The sequence below is a fragment of the Sagittula sp. P11 genome (genome assembly GCF_002814095.1).
GTDB lineage: Bacteria > Pseudomonadota > Alphaproteobacteria > Rhodobacterales > Rhodobacteraceae > Sagittula.
The window spans coordinates 4,037,178-4,060,941 of record NZ_CP021913.1 but is presented as its reverse complement, the minus strand read 5'-3'; the positions used below and the strand labels follow the sequence as shown (position 1 = coordinate 4,060,941).

Sequence of the window (23,764 nt, the reverse complement as noted above, 5' to 3'; positions counted from 1 at the left end):
CTTGCCAAGCGCGCCGCGCCGGACGATTGTCCGCGCATGCTGCGCCTCTCACAATCCCCCACCGACCCCGACTTCGTCCAGAACCCCTACCCGTTCTACGACCGCCTGCGCAACGGCGGCGACCTTGCATGGTGGGAGGACTACGGCATGCCCTGCGCCGTCTCGCACCGCGCGGTGCAGGCGTTGCTGAAGGACCGCCGGTTCGGACGCGAGGTCCCCGCCGATCTCGCGCCGCCGATCCCCGAACACCTCGCCCCCTTCTACGCGATCGAGGCGCACTCCATGCTGGAGCTCGAGCCGCCCCGCCACACGCGCCTGCGCGGGCTGGTGCTGCGCGCCTTCACCTCCGGCCGGATCGCCGCGATGCGCGACGACATAACCTCCCTCACCCACGAACTGATCGACGCCCTGCCCGCAGGCGGCGCCGACCTCCTGCCGGCCTTCTGCCAGCCCCTGCCGGTGATCGTCATCTGCCGCCTTCTGGGCGTGCCCGAGTCGCACGCGCCGCAGCTTCTCGACTGGTCCAACGCCATGGTCGCCATGTACCAGGCCCGCCGCGACCGCGCGGTTGAGGACGCCGCCGCCCGCGCCGCCTCCGACTTCCAGGCCTTCCTCGCCGACCTCGTGGCCCACCGCCGCAGGCACCCCGAGGACGACCTGCTGACACGGCTGGTTGAGGCGGAGGCCGAAGGCAGCCGCCTCTCGACCGGGGAACTGACCGCCACGGTGATCCTGCTCCTGAACGCGGGCCACGAGGCGACGGTCCACAGCCTCGGCAACGGCATCAAGGCCCTCCTCGAAGAGAACGTCCCGATCGCGCCGGAGACCGCCGACCGCACCGTCGAGGAGATCCTCCGCTTCGACCCGCCGCTGCACATGTTCACCCGGATGGCCTACGAAGAGGTCGAGGTCTTCGGCCATACCTTCCGGCGCGGCGACAGCGTGGCGCTGCTGCTCGCGGCGGCGAACCGCGACCCGGCGACGTGGCCGGATCCTGCGACCTTCGACCCCGCCCGCCCGCCTGCAACCCACACCGGCTTCGGCGGCGGGCTGCACTTCTGCGTCGGCGCCCCGCTCGCCCGGCTGGAAATGTCGATCGCCCTGCCGATCCTCATGCAGCGCCTGCCCGGCCTCCGCCTCGCGGAACCGCCGCGCTACGCCAACCTCTACCATTTCCACGGGCTGGAGGCGCTCCGCGCCGCCTGGTAGCCCCCCGCCACCGCCCACGACACGCCGGGCCATGGGACGGACCCCATGTTTCTCCGCTTTGAAAATACTCCGCCGAAGGCACCCGCGCGCGCAGCGCGCAAGAACTGCCAAACGCGCGCAGCGCGCAGGAACCGACAGGCGCGCGCAGCGCGCTGAACCTGCGTGCGCAGCACACAATCGGGTCACGCCTACAGGGGCAGCGCCACCGTCGCCTTGATCTCCTCCATCGACAAAAGCGCCGTTACGTTGTGCACCTTCACCTCCGAGATCAACGCCTGGTAGAAGGCGTCATAGGCCCGCGCGTTCTTCACCCTCACCTTCAGGATGTAGTCGATGTCGCCCGCCAGGCGGTGCGCCTCCTGCACCTCCGGGCGCTCCTGCAGGGCCTTGAGGAACCGCCGCTGCCACTCCGCCTCGTGCTCCGACGTGCGGATCAGCACGAAGAAACACGCCTCGAACCCAAGCGCATCGGCATCCAGCAGCACGGTCTGCGCGCCGATCACCCCGGCCTCCTTCATCTTGCGAATCCGGTTCCAGACCGGGGTCTTCGAGGACCCCACCGCCTTGGCAATCTCGTCCAGCGACTGGCTCGCGTCACGCTGCAACTGCACAAGGATTTTCCGGTCTGTATCGTCGATCTTCATCGTTTTCCCTTTTTGCCGCGAAATCCGAAACACGGCTCCTTTCAGTCTCAGAAGGTAGAACAAACTTCCTTATTCAGACAAGGGCATAGCCCCGCCGCAGGATAATTTCCTATATTGAGACGGAGTCAAAAGAGGTCCGTCATGCGTCACTTCCCGATCTTCCTCGCGCTGCGCGACACGCGCGTCGTCCTCTCCGGCGGCGGCGACGCCGCACTTGCCAAGCTGCGCCTGCTGATGAAGACCGAGGCCGCACTGCATGTCTTCTCCTCCCTCCCCGCGCCCGAGATCGAGGGCTGGGCCGCCGAAGGCCGCCTCACCCTGCACCGCCGCCCGCTCCGCGACGGCGACCTCGACGGTGCCGCCCTCGCCTATGCCGCCGACGAAGACACCGAAACCGACGCCCGCACCGCAACCCTCGCGCGCGCCGCTGGCGTCCTTGTTAACATCGTCGACAACCTTGACGATAGCGCTTTCATCACCCCCGCGATCGTCGACCGCGACCCCGTGACCGTCGCCATCGGGACCGAAGGCACCGCCCCCGTGCTCGCCCGCGCCATCAAGGCCCATCTGGAGGAACACCTCCCCACCGCCACCGGCCCGCTCGCGCGCATCGCCAGCGGTTTCCGCAAGATGGCAGAGGCGCTCCCCCACGGCCGCGCGCGCCGCGACTTCTGGCGCGACTGGTTCTTCGCCGCGGGCCCCCGCGCCTACGCGCAGGGCGAGGACGCAACCCAGGAGGCCCTGAACGACCTCCTCGACGCGCATCTCGACCGTCCGGCCCGCGCGGGCTTCGTCTCCTTCGTGGGCTCCGGTCCCGGCGACCCGGACCTCCTGACGCTGAAGGCGCGCCGCCTGCTCGACGAGGCCGACGTGGTGCTCTACGACCGGCTCGCCCCGCAGCCGATCCTCGAACTCGCCCGCCGCGAGGCCACGATGATCGAGGTCGGCAAGACCGGCTTCGGCCCCTCGACCCCGCAGGAAACGATCAACGCCCTGCTCGTGGAACACGCCGCGACCGGCGCGCAGATCGTGCGGCTGAAGGGCGGCGATCCGACCCTCTTCGCCCGCCTCGACGAGGAAATCGACACGCTGGCCGCGCATGGCATCGGCTACGAGATCGTGCCGGGCATCACCGCGGCCTCCGCCGCCGTCGCCGCCATCGGCCAGAGCCTGACAAAGCGCGGCCGCAACGCCTCTGTCCGGCTGATGACCGCGCATGACACCGAAGGTTTCGCCGACCACGACTGGCGCACGCTGGCCGCCCCCGACCAGGTCGCCGCGATCTACATGGGCAAGCGCGCCGCGCGCTTCCTGCAGGGCCGCCTGCTGATGCACGGCGCCGCCGCCGACACGCCGGTGACCGTGGTCGCCAATGCCTCGCGCGGGGACCAGGCGGTGATCGCCTCGGCCCTCGCCACGCTCTCCGCCGATCTGGACGACTGTCCCGACGGCCCCGCCCTGATCCTCTACGGGCTCGCCCCGCGCGACGCACTGCCCACCCTTCAGTCTTCCGGCCTGACGGCCGTCCCATCCCGCCAGCAGGAGGTCTCCTGATGCCCCGCGAATTCACCCCCAAGGTCGTCACCGCCAATGCGCTGCTCTCGGGCGAGGTGGTCTACCTCACCGCCAACGACGACTGGTCGCCGCGCCTGTCCGAGGCGGAGGTCCTGACCGACGAGGCGCACGCCCAGCTCCGGCTGGTGGAGGCCTCCGTCCGCCAGTCCGAGATCGTCGGCGTCTACCTCGCCGACGTGGCCGAGGGCGAAGACGGCCCTGAGCCCACCCACTTCCGCGAGGAGTTCCGCCGCACCGGACCCTCCAACTACGCGCACGGCAAGCAGGCCGACCTCTGACGCCGATTTCTACAAGGGCCCGGTTTTCCACGGAAATCCGCAGCCCCGAAAGGACGACACGATGTACAGCTATTCCGACTTCGACCACGCCTTCGTCACCGAGCGCAACCGCCAGTTCCGCCAGCAGGTCGAGCGCCGCATCGACGGCTCGCTGACCGAGGACGAGTTCAAGCCGTTCCGCCTGATGAACGGCCTCTACCTGCAACTGCACGCCTACATGCTGCGGGTGGCGATCCCCTACGGCACGCTCTCCAGCCGGCAGATGGACCGCCTCGCCGACCTGGCCGAGCAGTATGACAAGGGCTACGGCCACTTCACCACGCGCCAGAACATCCAGTACAACTGGCCGGAACTGCGCGACATTCCCGACATGCTCGACGCGCTGGCCGAGGTGCAGATGCACGCCATCCAGACCTCGGGCAACACCATCCGCAACGTGACCGCGGACCACTTCGCCGGCGCCGCTGCCGACGAGGTGATGGACCCGCGCCCGGTGGCCGAGCTGATCCGCCAGTGGTCCACCGACCACCCGGAATTCCAGGCCATGCCGCGCAAGTTCAAGATCGCCGTGACCGGCAGCGCGAACGACCGCGCCGTGATCAAGGCGCACGATATCGGGCTTCGGCTGCACGAAAAGGACGGCGTCGCGGGCGCAGAGGTCGTGGTGGGCGGCGGCATGGGCCGCACCCCGATGATCGGCAAGACCATCGCGGAACACGTGCCCATGGCCGATCTTCTGCCCTATCTGGAGGCCATTGTCTCCGTCTGGAACCTGCTGGGCCGCCGCGACAACAAGTACAAGTCGCGCATCAAGATCACCGTGCACGAACACGGCATCGACGACATCCGCGCCCGGGTTGATGAGGTCTATGCTCTCATCCGCCCGACCTTCACCGGCGTCGACCAGGCCCTTTTCGAGACGATAAAGGCCCAGTTTGCCGCGCCTTCGTTCGCGAAACGCCCGGTTTCGGCCTTCGACGACCACTACACGAAGGACCCGGTCTTCCGCGCCTGGGCCGACACCAACCTGCATCCGCACCGCGCCGAAGGCTATGCCATCGCGCAGATCAGCCTGAAGGCGCATGGCGAGACCCCCGGCGACGCCACGGCGGAACAGATGCGCGTCATGGCCGACATCGCCCGTGACTTCGGCCATGACGAGCTGCGCATCTCGCACGAGCAGAACGTCGTCCTGCCGCATGTCCACAAGGCCGACCTGCCCGCGATCCACGCGCGGTTGAAGGCGCACGGCCTCGCCACGGCGAACATCGGGCTGGTCTCCGACATCATCGCCTGCCCAGGCATGGACTACTGCGCGCTGGCCACCGCCCGCTCGATCCCCATCGCCCAGCAGATCGCGACCCGCTTCGACGAGCTGAAGCTGGAGCACGAGATCGGCGAGCTGAAGATCAAGATCTCCGGCTGCATCAACGCCTGCGGGCACCACCACGTGGGCCACATCGGCATTCTCGGGCTGGACCGCGCCGGGGTGGAGAACTATCAGATCACCCTGGGCGGCGATCATACGGAGACCCTGGCGCTCGGTGAACGCACCGGCCCCGGCTTCTCCGCCGAAGAGATCGTCCCGGCCATCGAACGCCTTGTCGGCGCCTATCTCGAACACCGCGAGGACAGGGATGAAACCTTCCTCGCCGCCTACCGCCGCCTCGGCATGGCGCCGTTCAAGACGGCGCTCTACGGCGAACAGACAACGAAACGGTCGAAAGCCGCATGAGACACATGCTTCTCCTTGGTGAAAATACCCCCGCCGGAGGCACGGGCACGGCCGCGCGCGACGAGCTCGCGGAGAAACGCGCCCGCGTCGCCACGCTGAACGCGCGCTATCGCCACCACTCGGCGACCTCGGTGCTCGAAGGCGCGCTGCGGGACCCGGAGGCCGGGAAGATCGCCATGGTCTCCTCCTTCGGGGCCGAAAGCGTGGCGCTCCTGCACCTCGTGGCGATGGTCAACCGCAAGACGCCGGTGCTGTTCATCGACACCCGGCTCCTGTTCGCGGAAACGCTGGCCTACCAGCAGGAGGTGGCCGAGCGGCTGCACCTGCAGGACGTCCGCGTGCTGCGCACGGACGAGGCCGAGATCGCGAAACAGGACCCTTACACCGCGCTCAACCTCTCCGACCCGGACCGCTGCTGCGCCCTGCGCAAGACGCTGCCGCTGGAACAGGCGCTCGACGGCTTCGACGGCTGGATCACCGGGCGCAAGCGCTACCAGTCCTCGACCCGCGCCGCGCTCGACTTCTTCGAACTCGAGGAATCGACCGGCCGGATCAAGGTCAACCCGCTCGCCCACTGGAGCAGCGAGGACGTGCGCGCCTACATGGACGAGAACCGCCTGCCCCGGCATCCGCTGGTGGCGCAGGGCTACCCGTCCATCGGCTGCGCGCCCTGCACCTCCAAGGTCGCGCCCGGCGAGGACCCGCGCGCGGGCCGCTGGCGCGGTCAGAACAAGGACGAATGCGGCATCCACTTCGGCGCCGACGGCAAGGCCGTCAGGGCCGGATAGCGCAACAGCCCGTAGGGTGGGCTTCCAGGCCACCCTGCCCGCCCAGACACATGCGCCGCGGCCTCAAACCGCCCGCGCGCGCCCCGACAAAGGACCCGACTGATGACGATCATCGTGCGCGACGACGGCTTCCACGCCGACGACCAGACCGACTTCCTCGACCTCGCCTCCGACACCGATCCGGCGACGCTCGATGCGGCGACCACGCAGCCCATCCGCATCGCCTTCCCCTCCAGCGCCGACGGCCGGGGGTTCTCGCTCGCCCGTCTGCTGCGCCTCAAGGGTTACACCGGCAGGCTCCGCGCGCAGGGGCACGTGCTGGCCGACCAGTACGCCATGGCCCGCCGCTGCGGCTTCGACGAGGTGGAGATCGACGACACCCTCGCCGCCCGCCAGCCGGAGGACCAGTGGCTGTTCCGCGCCGACTGGACCGCGCACGACTACCAGTCCCGGCTGCGCGGCGCCTGAACCGCGCGCCGCGGATCGTCCACCGACATCCGCCGTGTCGTCGCAGGCGGGGCAACATCGCCTTTCACCTGACCCAGATCAAAGCTAGATATGAGAGGCCGGTTTACCGAGACCGGAAGGAAACACCATGACCGAGATGACACCCGTGACCGAAGCAACAGCCGCCACCGCCCCCGCCAAGAAGGCCGTCCCCGACGCGCAGATCGTGACGGAGGTCCGGCACTGGACCGACCGGCTGTTCTCCTTCCGCTGCACGCGTCCGGCCTCCCTGCGCTTCCGCTCCGGCGAATTCGTGATGATCGGCCTGATGCAGACCGACCCGAAGTCCGGCAAGGAAAAGCCGCTGCTGCGCGCCTATTCCATCGCCTCGCCGTCCTGGGACGAAGAGCTGGAGTTCTACTCGATCAAGGTGCCCGACGGCCCGCTGACCTCGAAGCTCCAGCACATCAAGCCGGGCGACGAGATCATCCTGCGGCCCAAGCCCGTGGGCACGCTGGTGCATGACGCGCTCCTGCCCGGCAAGCGGCTGTGGTTCTTCGCCACCGGCACCGGCTTTGCGCCCTTCGCCTCGCTCCTGCGCGAACCGCAGACCTACGAGGATTACGACGAGGTCATCATCACCCACACCTGCCGCGAGGCCGCCGAACTGCACTACGGCGCCGAGCTGATCGAGGGACTGAAGACCGACGAACTCCTCAACGAGGTCATCGGCGAGGGTTTCTGGAAGAAAATCAAGTACTACCCGACCACCACCCGCGAAGAGTCGCCCAAGATGGGCCGGATCACCGACCTGATGCGCTCGGGCGAGGCCTTCCGCGACCTCGGGGTGGAACCGATCAACCCGGAAACCGACCGCGCGATGATCTGCGGCAACCTCGCCTTCAACCTCGAACTGAAGGCCATGCTTGAAGAATACGGCCTGGAAGAGGGCGCCAACTCCGATCCGAAGCAATACGTGGTCGAAAAGGCCTTCCTCGACTGAAGGTCCCGCCTTTCTCCCTGACCAGCAACGCCGCGCAGCCCCCTGCGCGGCGTTTCGCGTTCCCGGGCCCTGCACCCGCGTCCGATCGTCGGCGGCCGCAAAAGAAAAGGCGCCGCGCGGGGTCTCCGCACGGCGCCATGGCTGTCTTTTCCGACCTGAGCGGGCTCAGAGGCCCAGAAGCGCCCGCACACGTTCCAGCAGCGGTTCCAGGACCTCCGGATCGGCGTCCTTCGCTTCTTCGATGACGCGGGTCGCGGTGCGCTTGGCCAGCCCGGTCACCTCGGCGGTCTCGATGTAGGCCACGACCTTGTCGTAGTCGAAACCTTCCACCGTCAGCAGTTCCTCGATGGTCGCCTCGTCCGTCGCCTCGCCGGTGCCCTCGCCCTCTGTCTCCGTGCCGGAGGCCGCATCGGCGGTCTCTTCGGCCACGGACCCGCCGGAGCCTTCGGCAGCCGCCGTTGCGGCGGCCACGGCCTCGCCCGCAGCTTCCGCCGCATCGGTCGCGGCCGCACCGGCTTCGGCTGCGGCGTCCGCCGCGGCATCGGTGGCGTCCTTGACCACGGCCATCGCGTCGCTCGCCGTCTCTTCGGTGACCGCCGCTGCGTCCTCGCCCGCTTCCTCTGCCGCGATCATCGCGTCCTCGGTCGCGGCCTCTGCGGTGGCCATCGCGTTGTCGGCGGCGGTGCTGGCTTCCTCTGCCGCCTCGGTCGCCGCATCGGCAGCCGCCTCGGCGGTTTCCGTCGCGGTCTCGGCCACGTCTTCGGATGTCTCCTCCGCCGCCGCTGCCGCCTGCTGGGTGGCTTCGGCCGCGACATCCGTCGCCTCGTCCGCTGCCGCACCGGCGGTGTCCGCCGTCTGGCGCGCCTCGTCGGTCAGTTCCACCGCATCGTCGGCGGCGGTCAGCGCGTCCTGCGCCGAGGATTCCGCGATCTCGGCCGCCGTCTCCGCCTCTTCCGCCACCTGCTGCGCGGTCTCCACCGCCGCATCGGTCGCTTCGCCCGCGGCTTCGGTGCTGTCCTGGGCGACCTCTGCCGCCGCATCCGCTGCCGCGTCCGCCGCCTCCTGCGCGGTCTCGGCAGCCTGCTCGGCCGCTTCCGCTGCCGTCTCGGCGGCGTCCGTGCCGGCCTCGGCCGCCATGTCCTGCGCCGCGTCCGAAGCTTCTGCCGCCGCATCAGCCGCAGCCTCGGCCGAGCTTGCCGCCGTCTGGGCCGCGTCCGCTGCCACTTCGGCGGCATCGATGGCCTCGTTGGCGGCTGCCTCGGCGCCTTCGGTCGCGGCATCCGCTGCCGACTCGGCGGCCTGCTGGGCCGCCTCGACCGCGGTTTCCGCGGCACTCTCCGCAGCTTCCGCCGCTTCGTCCGCCGCGTTGGCCGCAGCCGCCGCGGCACCGGCCGCCGCAAGGGCCGCCGCGCCGACCACGGCCTTCGCCGCCTCGCCGGCCTCGTCTGCCGCGTCCTGCGCCGCGATCACCGCGTCGCCAGCCGCTTCCTCGGCCGCTGCAAGGGCCTCTTCCGCCACCGTGCCCATGGCCTCGACCGCCGCGGCGGCGTCCCCGGCTGCGGCGTCGGCGGCCTGTTCGGCCTCCGTCACGACCTCTTCGGTGGTCTCCGCCGCGTCATCCGCGGCCTCTGCCACCGCGTCGCCCGCGGCCTCTGCCGTCTGCGACGCCGTGTCAGCCGCCGCTTCGGCGCTCTCGGTGACAGCCTCGGCTGTTGCCTGCACTTCGTCTCCCGGCCGTCCGGTGGCCCAGACGTAAGCCCCGACGGCGGCGATCGCGGCCACGACCGCAATGACCTGTTTTCCCATGGCAATGCCCCCCTCTTCATCCATCTCGCGTGCCGGACGCCGCTGGGCGCCCATCCCAGAAGTGCCGCCGCGATGCAGCATCCGCAAGCGAAATCGGTGTGGAAACCGCGCTTTGGCCCTTATTTGCCGCTTGAAAGGCTGCCCGCTCAGGTTTACCTTCCCGCCCTGACGCGAAAATCCAAAAGGAGCATTCCAATAGCCCGTCGACCGCACAATGCGCCCCCTACGCGCGACACCGGACCTCGTATCAACGACCGCATCCGGGCCCCTGAAATCCGCCTCATCGGGGCGGAGGGCGAAAACGTCGGAGTCGTCACGCCGCAGCGCGCCATGGAAATGGCAGAGCGCGCCGGACTGGATCTTGTCGAGATCTCCCCGAACGCCACGCCGCCCGTCTGCAAGATCATGGACTTCGGCAAGTTCAAGTACGAACAGCAGAAGCGTGAATCCGAGGCGCGCAAGAAGCAGAAGATCATCGAGGTCAAGGAGGTCAAGTTCCGTCCCGGCACCGACATCCACGACTACGAAGTCAAGATGCGCAACGTCGTGAAATTCCTGGAAAAAGGCGACAAGGTGAAGGTCACCCTGCGCTTCCGTGGCCGCGAGATGGCTCACCAGAACCTTGGTCGGGAACTGCTGGAACGCGTGGCAGAGGACGTCAAGGAAATCGGCAAGGTCGAGAACATGCCGAAGATGGAAGGCCGCCAGATGGTCATGATGATCGGCCCCGCTCCGGCGAAATAAGCGACCCCGCAAAGACGCTCACGGCCCGCCCATACGGCGGGCCTTTTGCGTTCCGGGACACCGCCATGACCCCGGCGAACTGCCCCGCCCAGTCAGGGCATGAATTGCCCGCGCAGCCGCGCCGATCCGGCCTTACAACCCCGGGTAGGCAATTTTTTCGGAACATTCCCGCCAAAACCGTCGTTGCCCTAAGGTAGCAAGCCGCAAAAGGGGGACATGTCTTGCATGCTTTGGCAGAGAAACTGCGACTGAAAACAGATCCTACGATTTTCTTCATTTCCGCCGCTTTCACACTTTTCTTCGTTCTGGCCCTGGTGATCTTTCCCGATCCCATCGAAGAGGCCTTCGCCGCGGGCCGCGCCTGGATCGTCACCAACCTCGGATGGTTCTTCATCCTCGGCGTCAACGTCTGGCTGGGCTTCCTGATCTGGGTCGCCGCCTCCCGCCATGGTCACATCCGCCTCGGCCGCAAGGGCTCCCGCCCCGAGTATTCCAACCTCAGCTGGTTCACGATGCTCTTTGCCGGAGGCATCGGCACGGTCCTGATGTTCTGGGGCGTGGCCGAACCGATATCGCATTTCGCCACTCCCCCCCTGCCGGGGGTCGAGCCCTACAGCCAGGACGCCGCGCAGGACGCCATCTCCATAGCGATCTACCACCTCGGCCTGCACACCTGGGCGATCTTCACCCTGCCCGGCCTCGCCTTCGCCTATTTCATCAACCGCTACGAGCTGCCCGTCCGCGTCAGCTCCGTCTTCTACCCGCTCCTGCGCGAGGGCATCCACGGCCCCATAGGCAAGGCCATCGACATCACCGCGATCCTCGGCACGCTCTTCGGCGTGGCGGTCTCGCTGGGTCTGGGCTCCAGCCAGATCGCCGCCGGTCTGAACGCGCTCTACGGCACCGGAGACGGCGCGACCGTGCAGGTGCTGATCCTCGCCGTGCTGACCGCCGTGGCCGTGACCTCCATCGTCGTGGGCCTCGACAAGGGGGTGAAACTCCTGTCGAACCTCAACATCGGCATGGCCGTGGCGCTGATGTTCTTCGTGCTGGCCTTCGGCTCCACGCTGTTCCTGCTGCGCGGCATCGTCGAGACGGCGGGCCTCTACCTCTCCAACCTGCCGCGCCTCGCCTTCTGGAACGACATGCTGGCCGACACCAACCCCGACAACGGGGACTGGGGCTGGCAGGGCGGCTGGACGGTGTTCTACTGGGCCTGGACCGTCACATGGTCGCCCTTCATCGGCCTCTTCGTGGCGCGCATCTCGCGCGGGCGGACGATCCGCGAGTTCGTCTTCGGCGTGCTCATGGCGCCCTCGCTCTTCACCCTGATCTGGTTCGCGATCTTCGGCTGGCAGGCGATGGAGTTCGACGGCATCGGCGCGGCAGCACGCGCGTCCCTGGGCGATCAGGCAGGCCAGATCTCTGCGGCGGTGGCCGACAGCGTGCCGCTCGCGATGTTCGCCTTCCTCGAACACTTCCCGCTGACCGCCTTCGTCCAGGGCTTTGCCGTGGTGATCGTGGCGATCTTCTTCGCCACCTCCTCGGACTCCGCCTCGCTGGTGGTGGACATGCTCTGCACCGGCTCGCCCACGCCCGGCCCCGTGCACCAGCGCGTGTTCTGGGGCGTGGCCGAAGGCCTCGTGGCCGCGATGCTCATCATTCTCGCGGGCGAAGCCGGGCTCTCGGCGCTGCAACAGGTGATCACCGTGGTCGGCCTGCCGATCTTCATACTGGTCAGCATGATGATCCCCTCGCTGGTGCGCGGCCTAGCGCAGGAGGACATCGACCACATCACCATCGGCACCCGCCCCGCGCTGGAGGACTTCCACCGCGACAAGGCCGAAACCCCGGCAGAGTAACGCCAGAAACGCACCGGGCGCCGCCAGAGGACAGGCGGCGCCCGGTCACATTCTCAAAAGCGCAAACGCCGAACGCGCCAGCCGACCCCGCCGGGAAGCCAGGGCACAGCCCGCCCCTCACGCCTCGCGAAGGCGGCCCCTCACCGGGATCTCCTTCAGCAGGCCGCCGACGCCCATCCGGGCCACGTCGCCGGGGCGCAGTTCGACACCGCACAGGAGCCGCTCCAGCACCCAGTCCGCGCCGTTCAGCGCGGGCGAGCGGGCGCAGCCCGGCAGGCCGATCACCGGCCGTTCGCCAAGCCGCCCGTAGAACAGCAGGTTCCCCGGATCGACCGGCATCCCGAAATGCGTGACCTCGCCCCCGGCGGCGCGCAGCGCCTCCGGTGCCACGTCCCGCGCGTCGGAAGTGGCAGAGCCGGTCAGGATCAGCACCGCCGCCGCATCCGTGGCGCGGATCGCCTCTGCAAGGGCGTCGATCCGGTGCGGCACCACCTGCTTCTCGCCCAGCCGGACGCCCAGCCGGTCCAGCCGCTCTGCCGTCACAGCCTGCCCCTTGTCGCCGCTCTCGTCCGCAGTCACGGCGGTCTGGATCAGCTTGGCGGTGTCATGCACCACCCGCCGCAGCCGCAGCGCGCCCTGGCCCGCGTGGCAGGCGGCCTCCAGCGCCGCCGCGGGCACCGCGTAGGATATGATCTTGACCGTCGCCACCATGCTCCGCGGTCCGACCCGCTGCCACTCCGGCACCGTCGCCACGGTGATCATCGGATCGACGGCGTTCAGCGCGTGGATGCGGTCGGCCAGCACCTCGACGACGCCCGGCGCCTCTGCGTGGATGTTCACCCGGCCCGTGGCCGCCCGGCCAAGCCGCAGGCCCGCGCGCTTCGGATCGGGCACCAGCGCCTGTGCCAGCCGCTCCGCCGCCGCGTCCTCCGACATGTCGTCCGGGTCGAGCCGCGCCGCCAGCACCTCCGAGAACCCCTCGGCCTTCAGCGCCGCGATATCCTCTGCGCCCAGCACGGTGCCCTTCTTCAGCCGCCGTCCCCCGGCAGGCTGGGAGTTGGCAAGCACCGCCCCCTCCGCCTCGTCCAGCGACAGCGGCCCGAACCTCATGCGCCCTTCCTCAGGACCCGCGTCATCTCGGCGATGACCGAGACGGCGATCTCCGCCGGTCCCGCCGCGCCGATGTCCAGACCGATGGGTCCGTGGATGCGGGCGATCTGGTCCTCCGAGAATCCCTGCGCCTCCAGCCGGGTGATCCGCTTGCCGTGGGTCCGCGTCGACCCAAGCGCGCCGATGTAGAAACATTTCGACGCCAGCGCCTTCTCCAGCGCCGGATCATCCAGCTTCGGATCGTGGGTCAGCAGCACCAGCGCCGTGCGCCCGTCTAGGCCAAGCGCCTCCACCGCCTCGTCAGGCCAGTCGTTCAGGATGCGTTCGCCGGGAAAGCGCGCCTCCGACCCGAAGGTCTCGCGCGGGTCGATGATGATCGGATCGTAGCCCGCGATCCGCGCCATCGGCACCAGCGCCTGCGCGATATGCACCGCGCCCACCACGATCAGCCGCAAGGGCGGGTTGTGGATCGCCACGAAGGTGCGGCCGTCCTCCTCGAAGCCGGAGCGGTCCATGCGGAACCGCGTCTCGTAGCCCTCGCGCACCACCTCGCGCCGCCCGGTTTCCAGGTCGACCACGTAGGCCGCCGGCTCGCGGGCCGCGCGCGCGGCGCAAAGCTCGGTCAGCAGCCCTTCGGGCATGACCTTGCCCACCGGCTCGACCAGCACGCGGATCGTGCCGCCGCAGGCCAGCCCCACGGCAAAGGCGTCGCCGTCCGAGACGCCGAACTCCAGCTCGCGGGCGTCGCCGTCCTCAAGCGCCTCCAGAGCCTCCACGATGACCGCGCCCTCGACGCAGCCGCCCGAGACCGATCCCTCGATCAGCCCCTCGCCCGAGATCGCCAGTTGCGACCCCACGCGCCGCGGGGCAGAGCCCCATGTCTCCACGACCGTGGCAAGGACCGCGCCCTTGCCCGCGCGGTGCCACGCCAGCGCCTGCTCCGGAATTCCGTCGATGCGTTCCATTCAGACCCCCTTCTTCCCTGCCGGGACCTTAATCCGCCTGTCGCAAGACGGCCACAGGACAAACGTCGGTCGGACGGGCGGGAATTTCCAGTCATGGGGACCCGGAATTTTCGCGGCAGGCCCGCCGGGACGGCCCGGGTGCCCCGTCTCAGGACAGCGCGGTCACGTCGTAACCGTAGAGCCAGTCGAACTGGTGCAGCATCCGCGCGGGCGCCAGCCGACCGGCGATCCCCAGGCCCAGATGCGCCACGCCGCGCACCAGCGGGTTGCTCAGGTGGTACTTCCACGCGTTGCCATTGGCCGCCGCGATCACCCGGCTCACCCGGTCCCGCCGCCACTCCTGGTAAAGGTCGAGCCGCGGCCCGCCCTCGCGCACAGCCGCCGCGGCCAGCGCCCAGGCATCCTCCAGCGCCATGTTCGCGCCCTGCGCAAGGAACGGCAGCGTCGGATGCGCCGCGTCGCCCACCAGCGCCACGCCCTCCGCATGCCAGCGCCGCGCCACCGGATGCCGGAACAGCCCCCAGAGGCCGGGCGTCGCGACCCCATCCAGCAGCGCGGGCACCATGCCCCCGAAGCCCGCAAAGGCCCGGCGCAGGTTCGCGGGGTCGTCGGTGTGGCTCCAGCCCTCCTCGACCCAGCCGCTGCGCTCCTCGACCGCCACGAGGTTCACCATCGCCCCGCCGCGCAGCGGATAGCTGACCATGTGCCGCCCCGGTCCCATGTGGACCCGCGCCTCTGCCGGGTGATCGACCACGTTCGGCACCACAGCGCGCCACGCCACCTGCCCGGTAAAGAACGGCTCCGCCGCGCCGTTGAGCGCCGGCCGCGCGACCGAATGCAGCCCGTCCGCCGCCACCACCAGCGGCGCCGTCACCTCGTCGCCGTTGCACATCACCACGCGCGCCATCGGGCCGGGCACCACCTTCCGGACCTTCTGCAAGAGCCGGATCGCCACGCCCCGTTCGCGCGTGGCCCGCGCCAGCAGTTCGATCAGGTCGGCGCGGTGCACGAAACGGTAGGACTGCGCATCGCCCAGCCGCATGAGGTCCAGCCGCGTGACCTCGCGGCCCTCGCGATAGTCGCGCAGGCTGACCGCCTGCCCCCGCACGCTGATCTCGCGGAAGGCCGCGCCCAGACCCAGCGCCTCCAGCACGCGCAGACCGTTGGGGCTGACCTGGATACCGGCGCCGACCTCGCGGATCGCCTCTGCCTGCTCCAGCACGGTCACCTCGGCGCCCCGTGCCGCAAGACACAGCGCCGCGGCCAGACCGCCGATGCCTCCGCCGACCACAACCACCGACCGCTTGCCCGAAGCCCCCACAGCGATTGTCCTTCCGTCCGTTCAAAGAAAAGCGCCGGGGACGGGCCCCGGCGCACTCATTCAGGTCACGGTCCGTTCCGCGCTCCGGACCCATCCGCCTGGCGGAGACCCGGCCGGACAGGGGAAAGGCGCGTGCCGCCCCCCGCGGACCATCATGTTCCCGACCCCTCGGAGGATCGGCGCCCCCACCCGAAGGGGTCAGTCGTCGCGATGCACCTTCTCGCGCCGCTCGTGCCGTTCCTGCGCCTCGAGGCTCATCGTCGCGATCGGACGCGCGTCCAGCCGCTTGAGCGAGATCGGCTCGCCGGTCACTTCGCAGTAGCCGTACTCGCCCTCGTCGATCCGCCGCAGTGCCGCGTCGATCTTGTTGACCAGCTTGCGCTGACGATCCCGGGTCCGCAGTTCGATCGCGCGGTCGGTTTCCTCGCTCGCGCGGTCGGTGACATCGGGAATGTTGCGCGTCCCTTCCTGCAGTGCCTCGATGGTGTCGCGGCTGTCGGCAAGAAGCTCCGCTTTCCAGTTCAGAAGCTTGCGGCGGAAGTACTCCGTCTGCCGCTCGTTCATGAAAGGTTCATCTTCGGCGGGACGATAGTCCTCGGGTAGAAAGGTTTCAGGTTTCATTTCCGCTCCCTCATCAACGCCAATATCTGTCATTTTGAAATTCCTAAGATATCTGGCACCCCTGCGGGCAGCACTTAAACAAAACAACGCGCCTTGTCACTACACAATAGCGGGTCCGGAACCGGGTTTTGGCGCCTCTTGTGCAACGAAAAGTGACCGTGCCCGATGTCTGCGCAGCCGGTCCCGAACGACTCCCCGTGACGCAAGGTTATCCACAGGATTTGACTTGACGCGGCGCGGATCCGCCCCTCCGGAACATGCATCCGAAACCCCTCGATCGGCACCCTCCAGAGACTCGGCAAACCCCTCTCCGCCGCGCCCCGACCGGCAGGGCCACAGCCCGTCCACGGCACCGATCCCCGCCTCCGGATCGCCCCTGCCACACCCGCGAATGCCCCGCCGCGCTGCACCTGCGGCAAGGCCCGCGCCGGGGTCCGGCCGCCCGGCGCCGCCCGCGATACGCGCAGGGACCGGGCAGTTGCGCTGCCGCCCGCCCGCGTGGCCAGCGCATCGCTTGCACCCGCCCGATACCGCCTGTACCCCTTCTGCGACCGATCCGGAGGACACCCATGCGCTTTGACGGCACCGACGCCTACGTCGCCACAGACGACCTCACCATGGCCGTGAACGCTGCCATCACCCTCGAACGTCCGCTTCTGGTGAAGGGCGAGCCGGGCACCGGCAAGACCGAGCTGGCCCGCAAGGTGGCCGAGGCGCTGAACCTCCCGATGATCGAGTGGAACATCAAGTCCACCACCCGCGCCCAGCAGGGGCTTTACGAATACGACGCCGTAAGCCGCCTGCGCGACAGCCAGCTCGGCGACGAGCGGGTGCACGACGTGGCCAACTACATCAAGAAAGGCAAGCTCTGGGAGGCCTTCTCTGCCAAGGAAAAAACCGTCCTGCTGATCGACGAAATCGACAAGGCCGACATCGAGTTCCCCAACGACCTGCTGCAGGAACTCGACCGGATGGAATTCCACGTCTACGAGACCGGAGAGACGATCCGCGCCGAAACCCGGCCCATCGTCATCATCACCTCGAACAACGAGAAGGAGCTGCCCGACGCCTTCCTGCGCCGCTGCTTCTTCCACTACATCCGCTTCCCCGATCCCGAGACCCTGCGCGCCATCGTCCGCGTGCACTTCCCCGACATCAAGGACCAACTCCTGACCGTGGCGCTGACGCAGTTCTTCGAACTCCGCGACCAGCCCGGCCTGAAAAAGAAGCCCTCCACCTCCGAGGTGCTCGACTGGCTGAAACTGCTCCTGGCCGAAGACCTCTCCCCCGAGGACCTGAAACGCGACAGCGCCTCCGCCCTGCCGAAGCTGCACGGCGCGCTGCTGAAAAACGAACAGGACGTCCACCTCTTCGAACGCCTGGCCTTCATGGCCCGGCGCGACAGGTAGGCCCTCCGCCGACAGGCTGCGCCCCATCCGGGGGGCGCGCCGTCCTTCAGTCCAGGTCCTTGCGCATCGTCGCCATGCCGCCCCGGCGCGAAAGCTCCTCGAAGCCCGCCGCCTCGTAGACGCGCAGCGCCGCCGGGTTGTCCAGCTCGCACTTGAGCGTGATGGTCAGCGCGCCCAGGTCGCGGGCGGCGTCCTCGATCCAGCGGGCCATCAGGTGGCCGGTGCCGCCGCGCATCTCTTCGGCCACGAAGACATAGGTCAGGTGGCGCACCTCAGGGCCGACTCCGACGCGGAGCGCGAAGAAGCCCACTTCGCGCCCCTGCCCGTCCACGAGGTAGAAACTTTCGTCGTCGAGCTCCTGCAACCACTTCTGATGCCATTCGTCGGCATCGAAGGGGTGGCGGGCGCTGGGATTGACCAGCGCGAGGTCGCCGGGATCGGCGAGCAGTCCCGCAAGCGGTGCAAGATCGCGCCCGGTGTTGCGGCGCAGGCTGAGGTCGGTCATGGCGTCTCCTTTCGGGGGCGTCTTCCTGTCGGGCGCCGAAAGGCGCGGCTCGGGATCCGGGGCTGTGCGCGCACCCGAATGACTGTCGCGCGCGTCCAAACATGCCACGGCCCGGGGTTCAACCGCCCGGCGAGGAAAAATCACGGCCTCAAGGGTTCGTTCTGGCGCCCGGCGGCCCCAAAGCCCTGCACAAGGCCCGACCTCAGCAGGCGATGTCGCGCGCCAGCTGGCGGCGTCTGCGGCCGGAAGTGATCTGGCGCGTCAGGATGTCCTCTGACCGGAAGCGCAGCGCGCCGTTCTCGCGCGTGATGTCGTAGCGCTTGTGCCCGCCCAGAAGCCGGTGCGCCTGCTGCGCGGCCACCACCACGGTGATCTCGACCGAATGGCAGGTGGTCAGGCTGATGTCCTCGCCCATGCGCATCGCGGCCCGGTCGACAATGTTGTGAAAGCTGCCGATGTCCATGGCCTCGCCCCCCGCCAGCGGCCCCTGGTTGGTGCGTTCGCGGAAGTCGCCGCCCAGCGGGCCGTCCTCTTCCAGCACGTCCGTCACCAGCGCCTCGCGCGCGTCGCCGTCGCAATCGAGGTCCACCTTCACGCCGAGGATATAGACCGTGTCCGCCCCCATGTTGGTGACGATGCAGCGCGCGTCCTCGTTCTGGCCCGCGGCCATGTCGATGTGGATCACCGCCCGGTTGGACCGCCGGATGCTGGTCAGGAAAAGCTGCAGGTAGGCCAGCCAGACCAGCAGCATGGCGGTGTTGAGCGCCACCGACAGCGCCGCCGCGTTGTCAAGGATCCATGTCCACATCCCGCCTCCGTCATTGCCCGGTATCATCTGGTGCCTTGCCCGCCCAACACGGGCGCCGGGCTTGCGTTCCATCCCGTCCCTCGCGCGCACTTGCAGCCCCCGGCGGTCCATGCTCTGTCAGCCGTCATGCTGCACGTCCTGACACATGACATCCTGCCGGTCTTCGCGATGCTGGCTCTGGGGTTCCTCCTCGGGCGGATCTCCTTCGTGTCGAAGGCCGAGGCCACGACCGCCAACCGCATCGCCTTCATGGTCATGCAGCCGCCGCTGATCATGCCGCTGATCGCCGGTCTGGACTGGTCCGCCTTCCGCGCCGACGTGCTGGGGGTCTATGCCCTCTGCCAGGTCGGGCTGTTCACCGCCGCCTACCTCGTGATGCGCCGCGTCTTCCGCCGCGAACCGCTGGAAAGCTGGCTGCTCGCGATGGCGACGATCTTCGTGAACACGCTCCTTTATATCTGGCCGATCTCGTTCCTGATCTACGGCGAGGCAGCCGCCCTCCCCGTCACCGCCATCGTGGCCTGGGACAGCGCGGTGTCCTTCTCGTTCTTCATCGTCACCGCCGACCTGATCGCGGGCCGGGCGCCCGGCGCGCCGCCCGCATGGCAGCGGCTGGCGATGAACCCGGTGCTGATGGCGATCCTGCTGGGCCTCGTGCTGAACCTCGCCGCGATCCCCCTGCCCGAACCGCTGCTGACCGCCATGCACTTCGCCGGTCAGGCCGCCGCGCCGCTGACGCTCTTTGCGCTCGGCGTGATCCTCTCGGGGCATTCGCTGCGCGTGTCGCCGGTGATCGCCACCAGCGCGGGGCTGAAGCTCATCGCCTTCCCAGCGCTGGTCTGGGCCGCGCTGTCCCTGCTTGAGCCGCCCGAGACCTGGCACGACCTCTTCACCCTGACCGCCGCCGGACCCTCCGGCGCCATGGCCTTTTCGCTGGCACTCCTCCATGGCGTGCGCACCGATGCCATCGCGCCGGTCATCGTCTGGACCTCCACGCTCTCGCTGATCTCGCTGGCCTGGCTGGCCTGAGCCCGCCCGCCGCAAGACCCGGACGCCCCCGGAACCACCCGGAACGAACTGCGGCGCGTATCCGGCGGCGCCTCAATACCGCCATTGTCCGACCCTCTGTTTACCCCCCATTAACAATGGTTGACGAAATCCCTGTTGCCCAACTGCACAGTGCAACCATTTGAAACAATTAAACATAATTCAAAAAATCCCGCGAACGGGAAAATTTCATTACCACTTTGTTAATCGTCTGGGCACAAATCCCGGTTTTGCCCTATAGTATTCACCAAGAGGACAGAAAAACCTCGGATGGTTCAACAATCCGAGCAACCAAAAAGCAGGCAGGCTTACATAGTGTCCCACGATACGGCTCTGACCGTGCGCGCATTGCGTGCGGAGGATGAACCGGCTTGGCGTGAACTCTGGACGGCGTACCTCGCCTTCTACGAGAGCACCGTGACCGAGCAGGTCTACGCCTCCACCTTTGCGCGCCTCCTCGGCGACGACCCGCGCGACTTCCGCGCGCTGGTCGCCGAACACGACGGCCGCCTCGTGGGCCTGACGCACTACCTGTTCCACCGCCACGGCTGGAAGATAGAGGACGTCTGCTACCTGCAGGACCTCTACGCCGTGCCGGAGATGCGCGGCAAGGGTGTCGGCCGCGCGCTGATCGAGGCGGTCTATGCCGCCGCCGACAGCTACGGGGCGCCCTCCGTCTACTGGTTGACTCAGGAGTTCAACGAAACCGCCCGCGTCCTCTATGACCGGATCGGCGTCGTCACCCCGTTCATCAAGTACCAGAGGCCGTAATGCGCAAAGCACGTCGTTACCTGCTCCCGCTGTACCTGTTGCTGGGCGCCTGCATGCCTGTCGCCTCGAACGACACCGCCTCGCGTGCCGCATCCGCCGTCGAATCCAGCGCCTCGCTGCCGCCGATGAAAAGCTTCTCGGTGCCGCGGCCATCGGCCCCCGCGGCGTCGAACACCGACCTCGCCCGCGATTTCCTCGACCTGTCGTTCGCACTGGAATCCGGCCGCCCGCTGACCACCTTCACCCGCTTCGAAGGGCCGATCACCGTGCGTGTCACCGGCCAGGCGCCGGTCTCGCTCGGCCCCGATCTCAGCCGCCTGCTGCACCGCCTGCGGACCGAGGCCGGGATCAACGTCTCGCAGGTCGGCGCGGCCAACGCCAACATCACCATCCAGGCCGTGACGCGCGACGACATCCGCAAGGCCCTGCCCTCCGCCGCCTGCTTCGTGGTGCCGAACGTCTCGTCGCTGGCGGAATACAAGGGCGCGCGCAACACCCGCCAGACAAGCTGGTCGCAGCTGAAATCGCGCGACCGCCTCGCCATCTTCATCCCCGCCGACAGCGCGCCGCAGGAAATCCGCGACTGCCTGCACGAGGAACTGGCCCAGGCCCTCGGCCCGCTCAACGACCTCTACCGCCTGCCCGACAGCGTGTTCAACGACGACAACGTGCACACCGTCCTGACCGGTTACGACATGACGATCCTGCGCGCCTACTACGACCCGTCGCTGCGCACCGGCATGAGCCGGAACGACGTCGCCGACCGCCTGCCCGCGATCTTCGCCCGCATCAACCCGCGCGGCCAGAACGGCGCGCCGCAGCGACTGTCGAAAACGCCCCGCGTCTGGATCGAGGCGGTGCAGACCGCGCTCGGGCCCGGCGCCAACCCCGCGCAGCGCCGCAACGCCGCCTCCGAGGCGCTGAAGGTCGCCACCGCCATGGGCTGGACCGACCACCGCCGCGCTTTCTCGCACTACGCCATGGGCCGGCTGCTGCAGTCCATCGACCCGGCCACGGCGCAGGACCACTTCGTGCTGGCGCAGCGCTACTTCGGCAACCGTCCCGACACCGCCCTGCACCGCGCCTACGTCGCCTCGCAACTTGCCGCCTACGCCATCAGTTCCGGCCGCGCCGACGATGCGCTCTACCTTCTGACGCCGCATCTCGACACCGCCGCACGTCATGAAAACGCCGCCCTGCTCGCGACGCTCATGATGCTGCGCGCGGAGGCGCTGGACCTCGCCGGCCGCCCGACAGAGGCCCGCGCCGTCCGGCTGGACTCCCTGGGCTGGGCACGGTACGGGTTCGGCGCTGATTGGGCCGTGCGTGCGAAACTGCGCGAGGTCGGCTCCCTGAACCCGGCACGACGGAGACCCGGCTCACTATGATCGTCCTCATCGCGGCACTGGCCGGCGCAATCATCGGCGGGCTGAACGCGGCCCGCCTCAAGGGCAACAAGCTCGACGTCGTGCAGTACGCGACGATCTACGCCATCGCCTTCGCGCTGCTGGGCCTGATCCTGACCATCGTGATCGAGAAGCTCGCCGCCTGAGGAATCGCCGCCTGAGGGACCGCCCCTGAGACGTCCCGGGCCGTAGCCCGGCCTGCTCCGTTAACCCTTTCCGACGCAACGTCACGGCGCCACCGGGGGCAAAGGTTACCAACCGGCCGTTTCGAGGGGTCGAACCGGCCGGTTCACCCCTTCCAGCGCGTCAACCTTCGTTGCGATCCGCTTCCGCGCTTGTGTACCCCGCCGTTGCGCCCACCAGATGGGCGGATCGTCCGCGGCGTTAACCCTGCCGCGCGCACCGTTAACCGCGCTTGCGTTAACGGTCCTTGTTCCGCCCGCGGCGCGGGCCTACAAATCCCCCATGTTCGTTCCCTTCTACGAAGCCCTGCGCAAGGCCGGTGTCCCGGTCAGCCTCCGCGAGTACCTGACCTTCCTCGAAGGCATGTCCGCCGGTCTCGCCACCTATGACGTGGAGGCGTTCTACTATCTCGCCCGCACCGCCATGGTGAAGGACGAGCGGCACCTCGACCGTTTCGACCGCGCGTTCTCCCACGCTTTCAAGGGCTTGGAAGAGATCGGCGTGGAACAGGTGCTGCAGGCCGTGGACCTTCCCGACGACTGGCTGACCAAGCTGGCCGAGAAGCACCTGACCGAGGAACAGAAGGCCGAGATCGAGGCCATGGGCGGTTTCGACAAGCTGATGGAGACGCTGAAGAAGCGCCTCGAAGAGCAGAAGGGCCGGCACCAGGGCGGTTCCAAATGGGTCGGCACCGCCGGCACCTCGCCCTTCGGCGCCTATGGCTACAACCCCGAAGGCGTCCGGATCGGGCAAAGGGAATCGCGTCACCAGCGCGCGGTAAAGGTCTGGGACAAAAGGGAATTCCGAAACCTCGACGACGGGGTTGAGCTGGGCACGCGCAACATCAAGGTGGCACTGAAACGCCTGCGCCGCTGGGTCCGCGAAGGCGCCCACGAAGAGCTCGACCTAGACGGCACCATCCGCGCCACGGCCCACAACGGCTACCTCGACGTGAAGACCCGGCCGGAACGGCACAATGCGGTGAAAGTCCTTTTGTTTCTGGATGTTGGCGGCAGCATGGACCCCCACATCAAGGTCGTGGAAGAGCTGTTCTCCGCCGCCCGGGCAGAGTTCAAGCACCTCGAACACTACTACTTCCACAACTGCCTTTATGACGGCGTCTGGCGCGACAACCGCCGCCGCTGGGACGCGCAGACCGCCACCTGGGACGTGCTGAACACCTACGGCCCTGATTACAAATGCATTTTCGTGGGCGATGCCAGCATGTCCCCCTACGAGATCTCGCATGCCGGAGGCGCCAACGAGCACTGGAATCAGGAGGCCGGGCACGTCTGGCTGCGCCGCGCCCGCGACCAGTGGCCGAACCACCTCTGGATCAACCCGGTGCCGCCAAGCCATTGGCAATACACGCGAAGCATCCACATGATCCGCGAGATCTTCGAGGATCGCATGGTCCCGATGACGCTCGAGGGCCTGGACCGCGGCATGCGCTTCCTCGGCTGAACCGCGCGCGCCGCCCGCACCCCGGGAAAACCCATTCAGGTCAGCGCGTTACACGCGCATCCT

At 68.3% G+C, this 23,764-nt stretch carries 23 protein-coding genes; 15 read left to right on the top strand and 8 right to left on the bottom strand.

The genetic code is table 11. The features are described from left to right. Positions 1 to 36: 36 nt before the first annotated feature. The gene (locus CDO87_RS19560) at positions 37 to 1,209 is read left to right on the top strand and encodes a cytochrome P450 (RefSeq protein WP_100930332.1); all 1,173 of its coding nucleotides are present in this window, start codon (positions 37 to 39) and stop codon (positions 1,207 to 1,209) included. Positions 1,210 to 1,397: 188 nt separating this feature from the next. Here the strand turns inward: CDO87_RS19560 and CDO87_RS19555 are convergent, their stop codons facing one another. Next, a complete protein-coding gene (locus CDO87_RS19555; RefSeq protein WP_100930331.1) occupies positions 1,398 to 1,853 on the bottom strand; it encodes an Lrp/AsnC family transcriptional regulator in 456 nt (151 codons plus the stop codon). Positions 1,854 to 1,994: 141 nt separating this feature from the next. Here CDO87_RS19555 and cysG point away from each other — a divergent pair, with 141 nt between their 5' ends. The 6 genes from cysG to CDO87_RS19525 all read left to right on the top strand — a co-directional run bounded on the left by cysG (position 1,995) and on the right by CDO87_RS19525 (position 7,679). Further along, positions 1,995 to 3,407 carry a siroheme synthase CysG gene (cysG, locus tag CDO87_RS19550; protein ID WP_100930330.1) on the top strand — a complete coding sequence of 471 codons (1,413 nt, stop codon included), beginning with the start codon at positions 1,995 to 1,997 and terminating at the stop codon, positions 3,405 to 3,407. After that, positions 3,407 to 3,706 carry a DUF2849 domain-containing protein gene (locus CDO87_RS19545; protein WP_100930329.1) on the top strand — a complete coding sequence of 100 codons (300 nt, stop codon included), beginning with the start codon at positions 3,407 to 3,409 and terminating at the stop codon, positions 3,704 to 3,706. Before cysG ends, CDO87_RS19545 begins: the two co-directional genes overlap by 1 nt. Before the next feature lie 61 nt (positions 3,707 to 3,767). Continuing rightward, complete coding sequence (locus CDO87_RS19540; protein ID WP_100930328.1) at positions 3,768 to 5,441, top strand: nitrite/sulfite reductase; 1,674 nt, start codon at positions 3,768 to 3,770, stop codon at positions 5,439 to 5,441. Between the two features lie 5 nt (positions 5,442 to 5,446). Beyond that, the gene (locus CDO87_RS19535) at positions 5,447 to 6,229 is read left to right on the top strand and encodes a phosphoadenylyl-sulfate reductase (protein ID WP_100930327.1); all 783 of its coding nucleotides are present in this window, start codon (positions 5,447 to 5,449) and stop codon (positions 6,227 to 6,229) included. 102 nt (positions 6,230 to 6,331) lie between these two features. After that, positions 6,332 to 6,697 carry a DUF934 domain-containing protein gene (locus CDO87_RS19530; protein WP_100930326.1) on the top strand — a complete coding sequence of 122 codons (366 nt, stop codon included), beginning with the start codon at positions 6,332 to 6,334 and terminating at the stop codon, positions 6,695 to 6,697. 127 nt (positions 6,698 to 6,824) lie between these two features. Then, positions 6,825 to 7,679: a ferredoxin--NADP reductase gene (locus CDO87_RS19525; protein ID WP_100930325.1), complete on the top strand. Its 855-nt coding sequence runs from the start codon at positions 6,825 to 6,827 to the stop codon at positions 7,677 to 7,679. A 165-nt stretch (positions 7,680 to 7,844) separates the two neighbouring features. On the opposite strand, the gene CDO87_RS19520 is transcribed toward CDO87_RS19525, so the two are convergent. Continuing rightward, positions 7,845 to 9,485 carry a hypothetical protein gene (locus CDO87_RS19520; RefSeq protein ID WP_157815053.1) on the bottom strand — a complete coding sequence of 547 codons (1,641 nt, stop codon included), beginning with the start codon at positions 9,483 to 9,485 and terminating at the stop codon, positions 7,845 to 7,847. A gap of 195 nt (positions 9,486 to 9,680) precedes the next feature. Between CDO87_RS19520 and infC the strand changes: the two genes are divergently transcribed. Both infC and CDO87_RS19510 read left to right on the top strand, forming a co-directional pair. Continuing rightward, positions 9,681 to 10,229, top strand: a complete 549-nt coding sequence (infC, locus tag CDO87_RS19515) for a translation initiation factor IF-3 (RefSeq protein ID WP_100931047.1) — start codon at positions 9,681 to 9,683, stop codon at positions 10,227 to 10,229. Between the two features lie 221 nt (positions 10,230 to 10,450). Then, on the top strand, positions 10,451 to 12,091 hold the full coding sequence (locus CDO87_RS19510) for a BCCT family transporter (protein WP_100930323.1): 1,641 nt from the start codon (positions 10,451 to 10,453) through the stop codon (positions 12,089 to 12,091). A gap of 117 nt (positions 12,092 to 12,208) precedes the next feature. Here the strand turns inward: CDO87_RS19510 and CDO87_RS19505 are convergent, their stop codons facing one another. The 4 genes from CDO87_RS19505 to dksA form a co-directional block, all read right to left on the bottom strand. After that, on the bottom strand, positions 12,209 to 13,201 hold the full coding sequence (locus CDO87_RS19505; protein WP_100930322.1) for a molybdopterin-binding protein: 993 nt from the start codon (positions 13,199 to 13,201) through the stop codon (positions 12,209 to 12,211). Then, on the bottom strand, positions 13,198 to 14,166 hold the full coding sequence (locus CDO87_RS19500) for an XdhC family protein (RefSeq protein WP_100930321.1): 969 nt from the start codon (positions 14,164 to 14,166) through the stop codon (positions 13,198 to 13,200). Before CDO87_RS19500 ends, CDO87_RS19505 begins: the two co-directional genes overlap by 4 nt. 148 nt (positions 14,167 to 14,314) lie before the next feature. Then, positions 14,315 to 15,487, bottom strand: coding sequence for an FAD-dependent monooxygenase (locus tag CDO87_RS19495; RefSeq protein WP_198521764.1), 1,173 nt, complete (start codon positions 15,485 to 15,487; stop codon positions 14,315 to 14,317). A 198-nt stretch (positions 15,488 to 15,685) separates the two neighbouring features. Continuing rightward, positions 15,686 to 16,108: an RNA polymerase-binding protein DksA gene (dksA, locus tag CDO87_RS19490; protein WP_100930320.1), complete on the bottom strand. Its 423-nt coding sequence runs from the start codon at positions 16,106 to 16,108 to the stop codon at positions 15,686 to 15,688. 569 nt (positions 16,109 to 16,677) lie between these two features. Between dksA and CDO87_RS19485 the strand changes: the two genes are divergently transcribed. Further along, positions 16,678 to 17,517 (top strand): MoxR family ATPase, encoded by an 840-nt coding sequence (locus CDO87_RS19485; RefSeq protein ID WP_100930319.1) that lies wholly within the window; start codon positions 16,678 to 16,680, stop codon positions 17,515 to 17,517. A 46-nt stretch (positions 17,518 to 17,563) separates the two neighbouring features. Here CDO87_RS19485 and CDO87_RS19480 read toward each other — a convergent pair whose 3' ends face one another. After that, the gene (locus CDO87_RS19480; RefSeq protein WP_100930318.1) at positions 17,564 to 18,022 is read right to left on the bottom strand and encodes a GNAT family N-acetyltransferase; all 459 of its coding nucleotides are present in this window, start codon (positions 18,020 to 18,022) and stop codon (positions 17,564 to 17,566) included. A gap of 202 nt (positions 18,023 to 18,224) precedes the next feature. Further along, positions 18,225 to 18,830, bottom strand: coding sequence for a hypothetical protein (locus tag CDO87_RS19475; RefSeq protein ID WP_100930317.1), 606 nt, complete (start codon positions 18,828 to 18,830; stop codon positions 18,225 to 18,227). Between the two features lie 126 nt (positions 18,831 to 18,956). Between CDO87_RS19475 and CDO87_RS19470 the strand changes: the two genes are divergently transcribed. The 5 genes from CDO87_RS19470 to CDO87_RS19450 all read left to right on the top strand — a co-directional run bounded on the left by CDO87_RS19470 (position 18,957) and on the right by CDO87_RS19450 (position 23,701). Continuing rightward, the gene (locus tag CDO87_RS19470; RefSeq protein ID WP_100930316.1) at positions 18,957 to 19,859 is read left to right on the top strand and encodes an AEC family transporter; all 903 of its coding nucleotides are present in this window, start codon (positions 18,957 to 18,959) and stop codon (positions 19,857 to 19,859) included. Between the two features lie 333 nt (positions 19,860 to 20,192). Further along, positions 20,193 to 20,648 carry a GNAT family N-acetyltransferase gene (locus CDO87_RS19465; protein WP_100930315.1) on the top strand — a complete coding sequence of 152 codons (456 nt, stop codon included), beginning with the start codon at positions 20,193 to 20,195 and terminating at the stop codon, positions 20,646 to 20,648. Then, positions 20,648 to 22,036: a DUF2927 domain-containing protein gene (locus CDO87_RS19460; RefSeq protein ID WP_100930314.1), complete on the top strand. Its 1,389-nt coding sequence runs from the start codon at positions 20,648 to 20,650 to the stop codon at positions 22,034 to 22,036. Before CDO87_RS19465 ends, CDO87_RS19460 begins: the two co-directional genes overlap by 1 nt. After that, positions 22,033 to 22,200, top strand: a complete 168-nt coding sequence (locus CDO87_RS19455; protein ID WP_100930313.1) for an apolipoprotein acyltransferase — start codon at positions 22,033 to 22,035, stop codon at positions 22,198 to 22,200. Before CDO87_RS19460 ends, CDO87_RS19455 begins: the two co-directional genes overlap by 4 nt. 319 nt (positions 22,201 to 22,519) lie before the next feature. After that, positions 22,520 to 23,701: a VWA domain-containing protein gene (locus CDO87_RS19450; RefSeq protein ID WP_100930312.1), complete on the top strand. Its 1,182-nt coding sequence runs from the start codon at positions 22,520 to 22,522 to the stop codon at positions 23,699 to 23,701. Positions 23,702 to 23,764: the final 63 nt, after the last annotated feature.

Coding starts and splice junctions, on each gene's coding strand:
- CDO87_RS19560 (WP_100930332.1), top strand. CDS start 37: ATGCTGCGCCTCTCACAATCCCCCACCGACCCCGACTTCGTCCAGAAC.
- CDO87_RS19555 (WP_100930331.1), bottom strand. CDS start 1,853: ATGAAGATCGACGATACAGACCGGAAAATCCTTGTGCAGTTGCAGCGT.
- cysG (WP_100930330.1), top strand. CDS start 1,995: ATGCGTCACTTCCCGATCTTCCTCGCGCTGCGCGACACGCGCGTCGTC.
- CDO87_RS19545 (WP_100930329.1), top strand. CDS start 3,407: ATGCCCCGCGAATTCACCCCCAAGGTCGTCACCGCCAATGCGCTGCTC.
- CDO87_RS19540 (WP_100930328.1), top strand. CDS start 3,768: ATGTACAGCTATTCCGACTTCGACCACGCCTTCGTCACCGAGCGCAAC.
- CDO87_RS19535 (WP_100930327.1), top strand. CDS start 5,447: ATGCTTCTCCTTGGTGAAAATACCCCCGCCGGAGGCACGGGCACGGCC.
- CDO87_RS19530 (WP_100930326.1), top strand. CDS start 6,332: ATGACGATCATCGTGCGCGACGACGGCTTCCACGCCGACGACCAGACC.
- CDO87_RS19525 (WP_100930325.1), top strand. CDS start 6,825: ATGACCGAGATGACACCCGTGACCGAAGCAACAGCCGCCACCGCCCCC.
- CDO87_RS19520 (WP_157815053.1), bottom strand. CDS start 9,485: ATGGGAAAACAGGTCATTGCGGTCGTGGCCGCGATCGCCGCCGTCGGG.
- CDO87_RS19505 (WP_100930322.1), bottom strand. CDS start 13,201: ATGAGGTTCGGGCCGCTGTCGCTGGACGAGGCGGAGGGGGCGGTGCTT.
- CDO87_RS19500 (WP_100930321.1), bottom strand. CDS start 14,166: ATGGAACGCATCGACGGAATTCCGGAGCAGGCGCTGGCGTGGCACCGC.
- dksA (WP_100930320.1), bottom strand. CDS start 16,108: ATGAAACCTGAAACCTTTCTACCCGAGGACTATCGTCCCGCCGAAGAT.
- CDO87_RS19485 (WP_100930319.1), top strand. CDS start 16,678: ATGCGCTTTGACGGCACCGACGCCTACGTCGCCACAGACGACCTCACC.
- CDO87_RS19480 (WP_100930318.1), bottom strand. CDS start 18,022: ATGACCGACCTCAGCCTGCGCCGCAACACCGGGCGCGATCTTGCACCG.
- CDO87_RS19475 (WP_100930317.1), bottom strand. CDS start 18,830: ATGTGGACATGGATCCTTGACAACGCGGCGGCGCTGTCGGTGGCGCTC.
- CDO87_RS19470 (WP_100930316.1), top strand. CDS start 18,957: ATGCTGCACGTCCTGACACATGACATCCTGCCGGTCTTCGCGATGCTG.
- CDO87_RS19460 (WP_100930314.1), top strand. CDS start 20,648: ATGCGCAAAGCACGTCGTTACCTGCTCCCGCTGTACCTGTTGCTGGGC.
- CDO87_RS19455 (WP_100930313.1), top strand. CDS start 22,033: ATGATCGTCCTCATCGCGGCACTGGCCGGCGCAATCATCGGCGGGCTG.
- CDO87_RS19450 (WP_100930312.1), top strand. CDS start 22,520: ATGTTCGTTCCCTTCTACGAAGCCCTGCGCAAGGCCGGTGTCCCGGTC.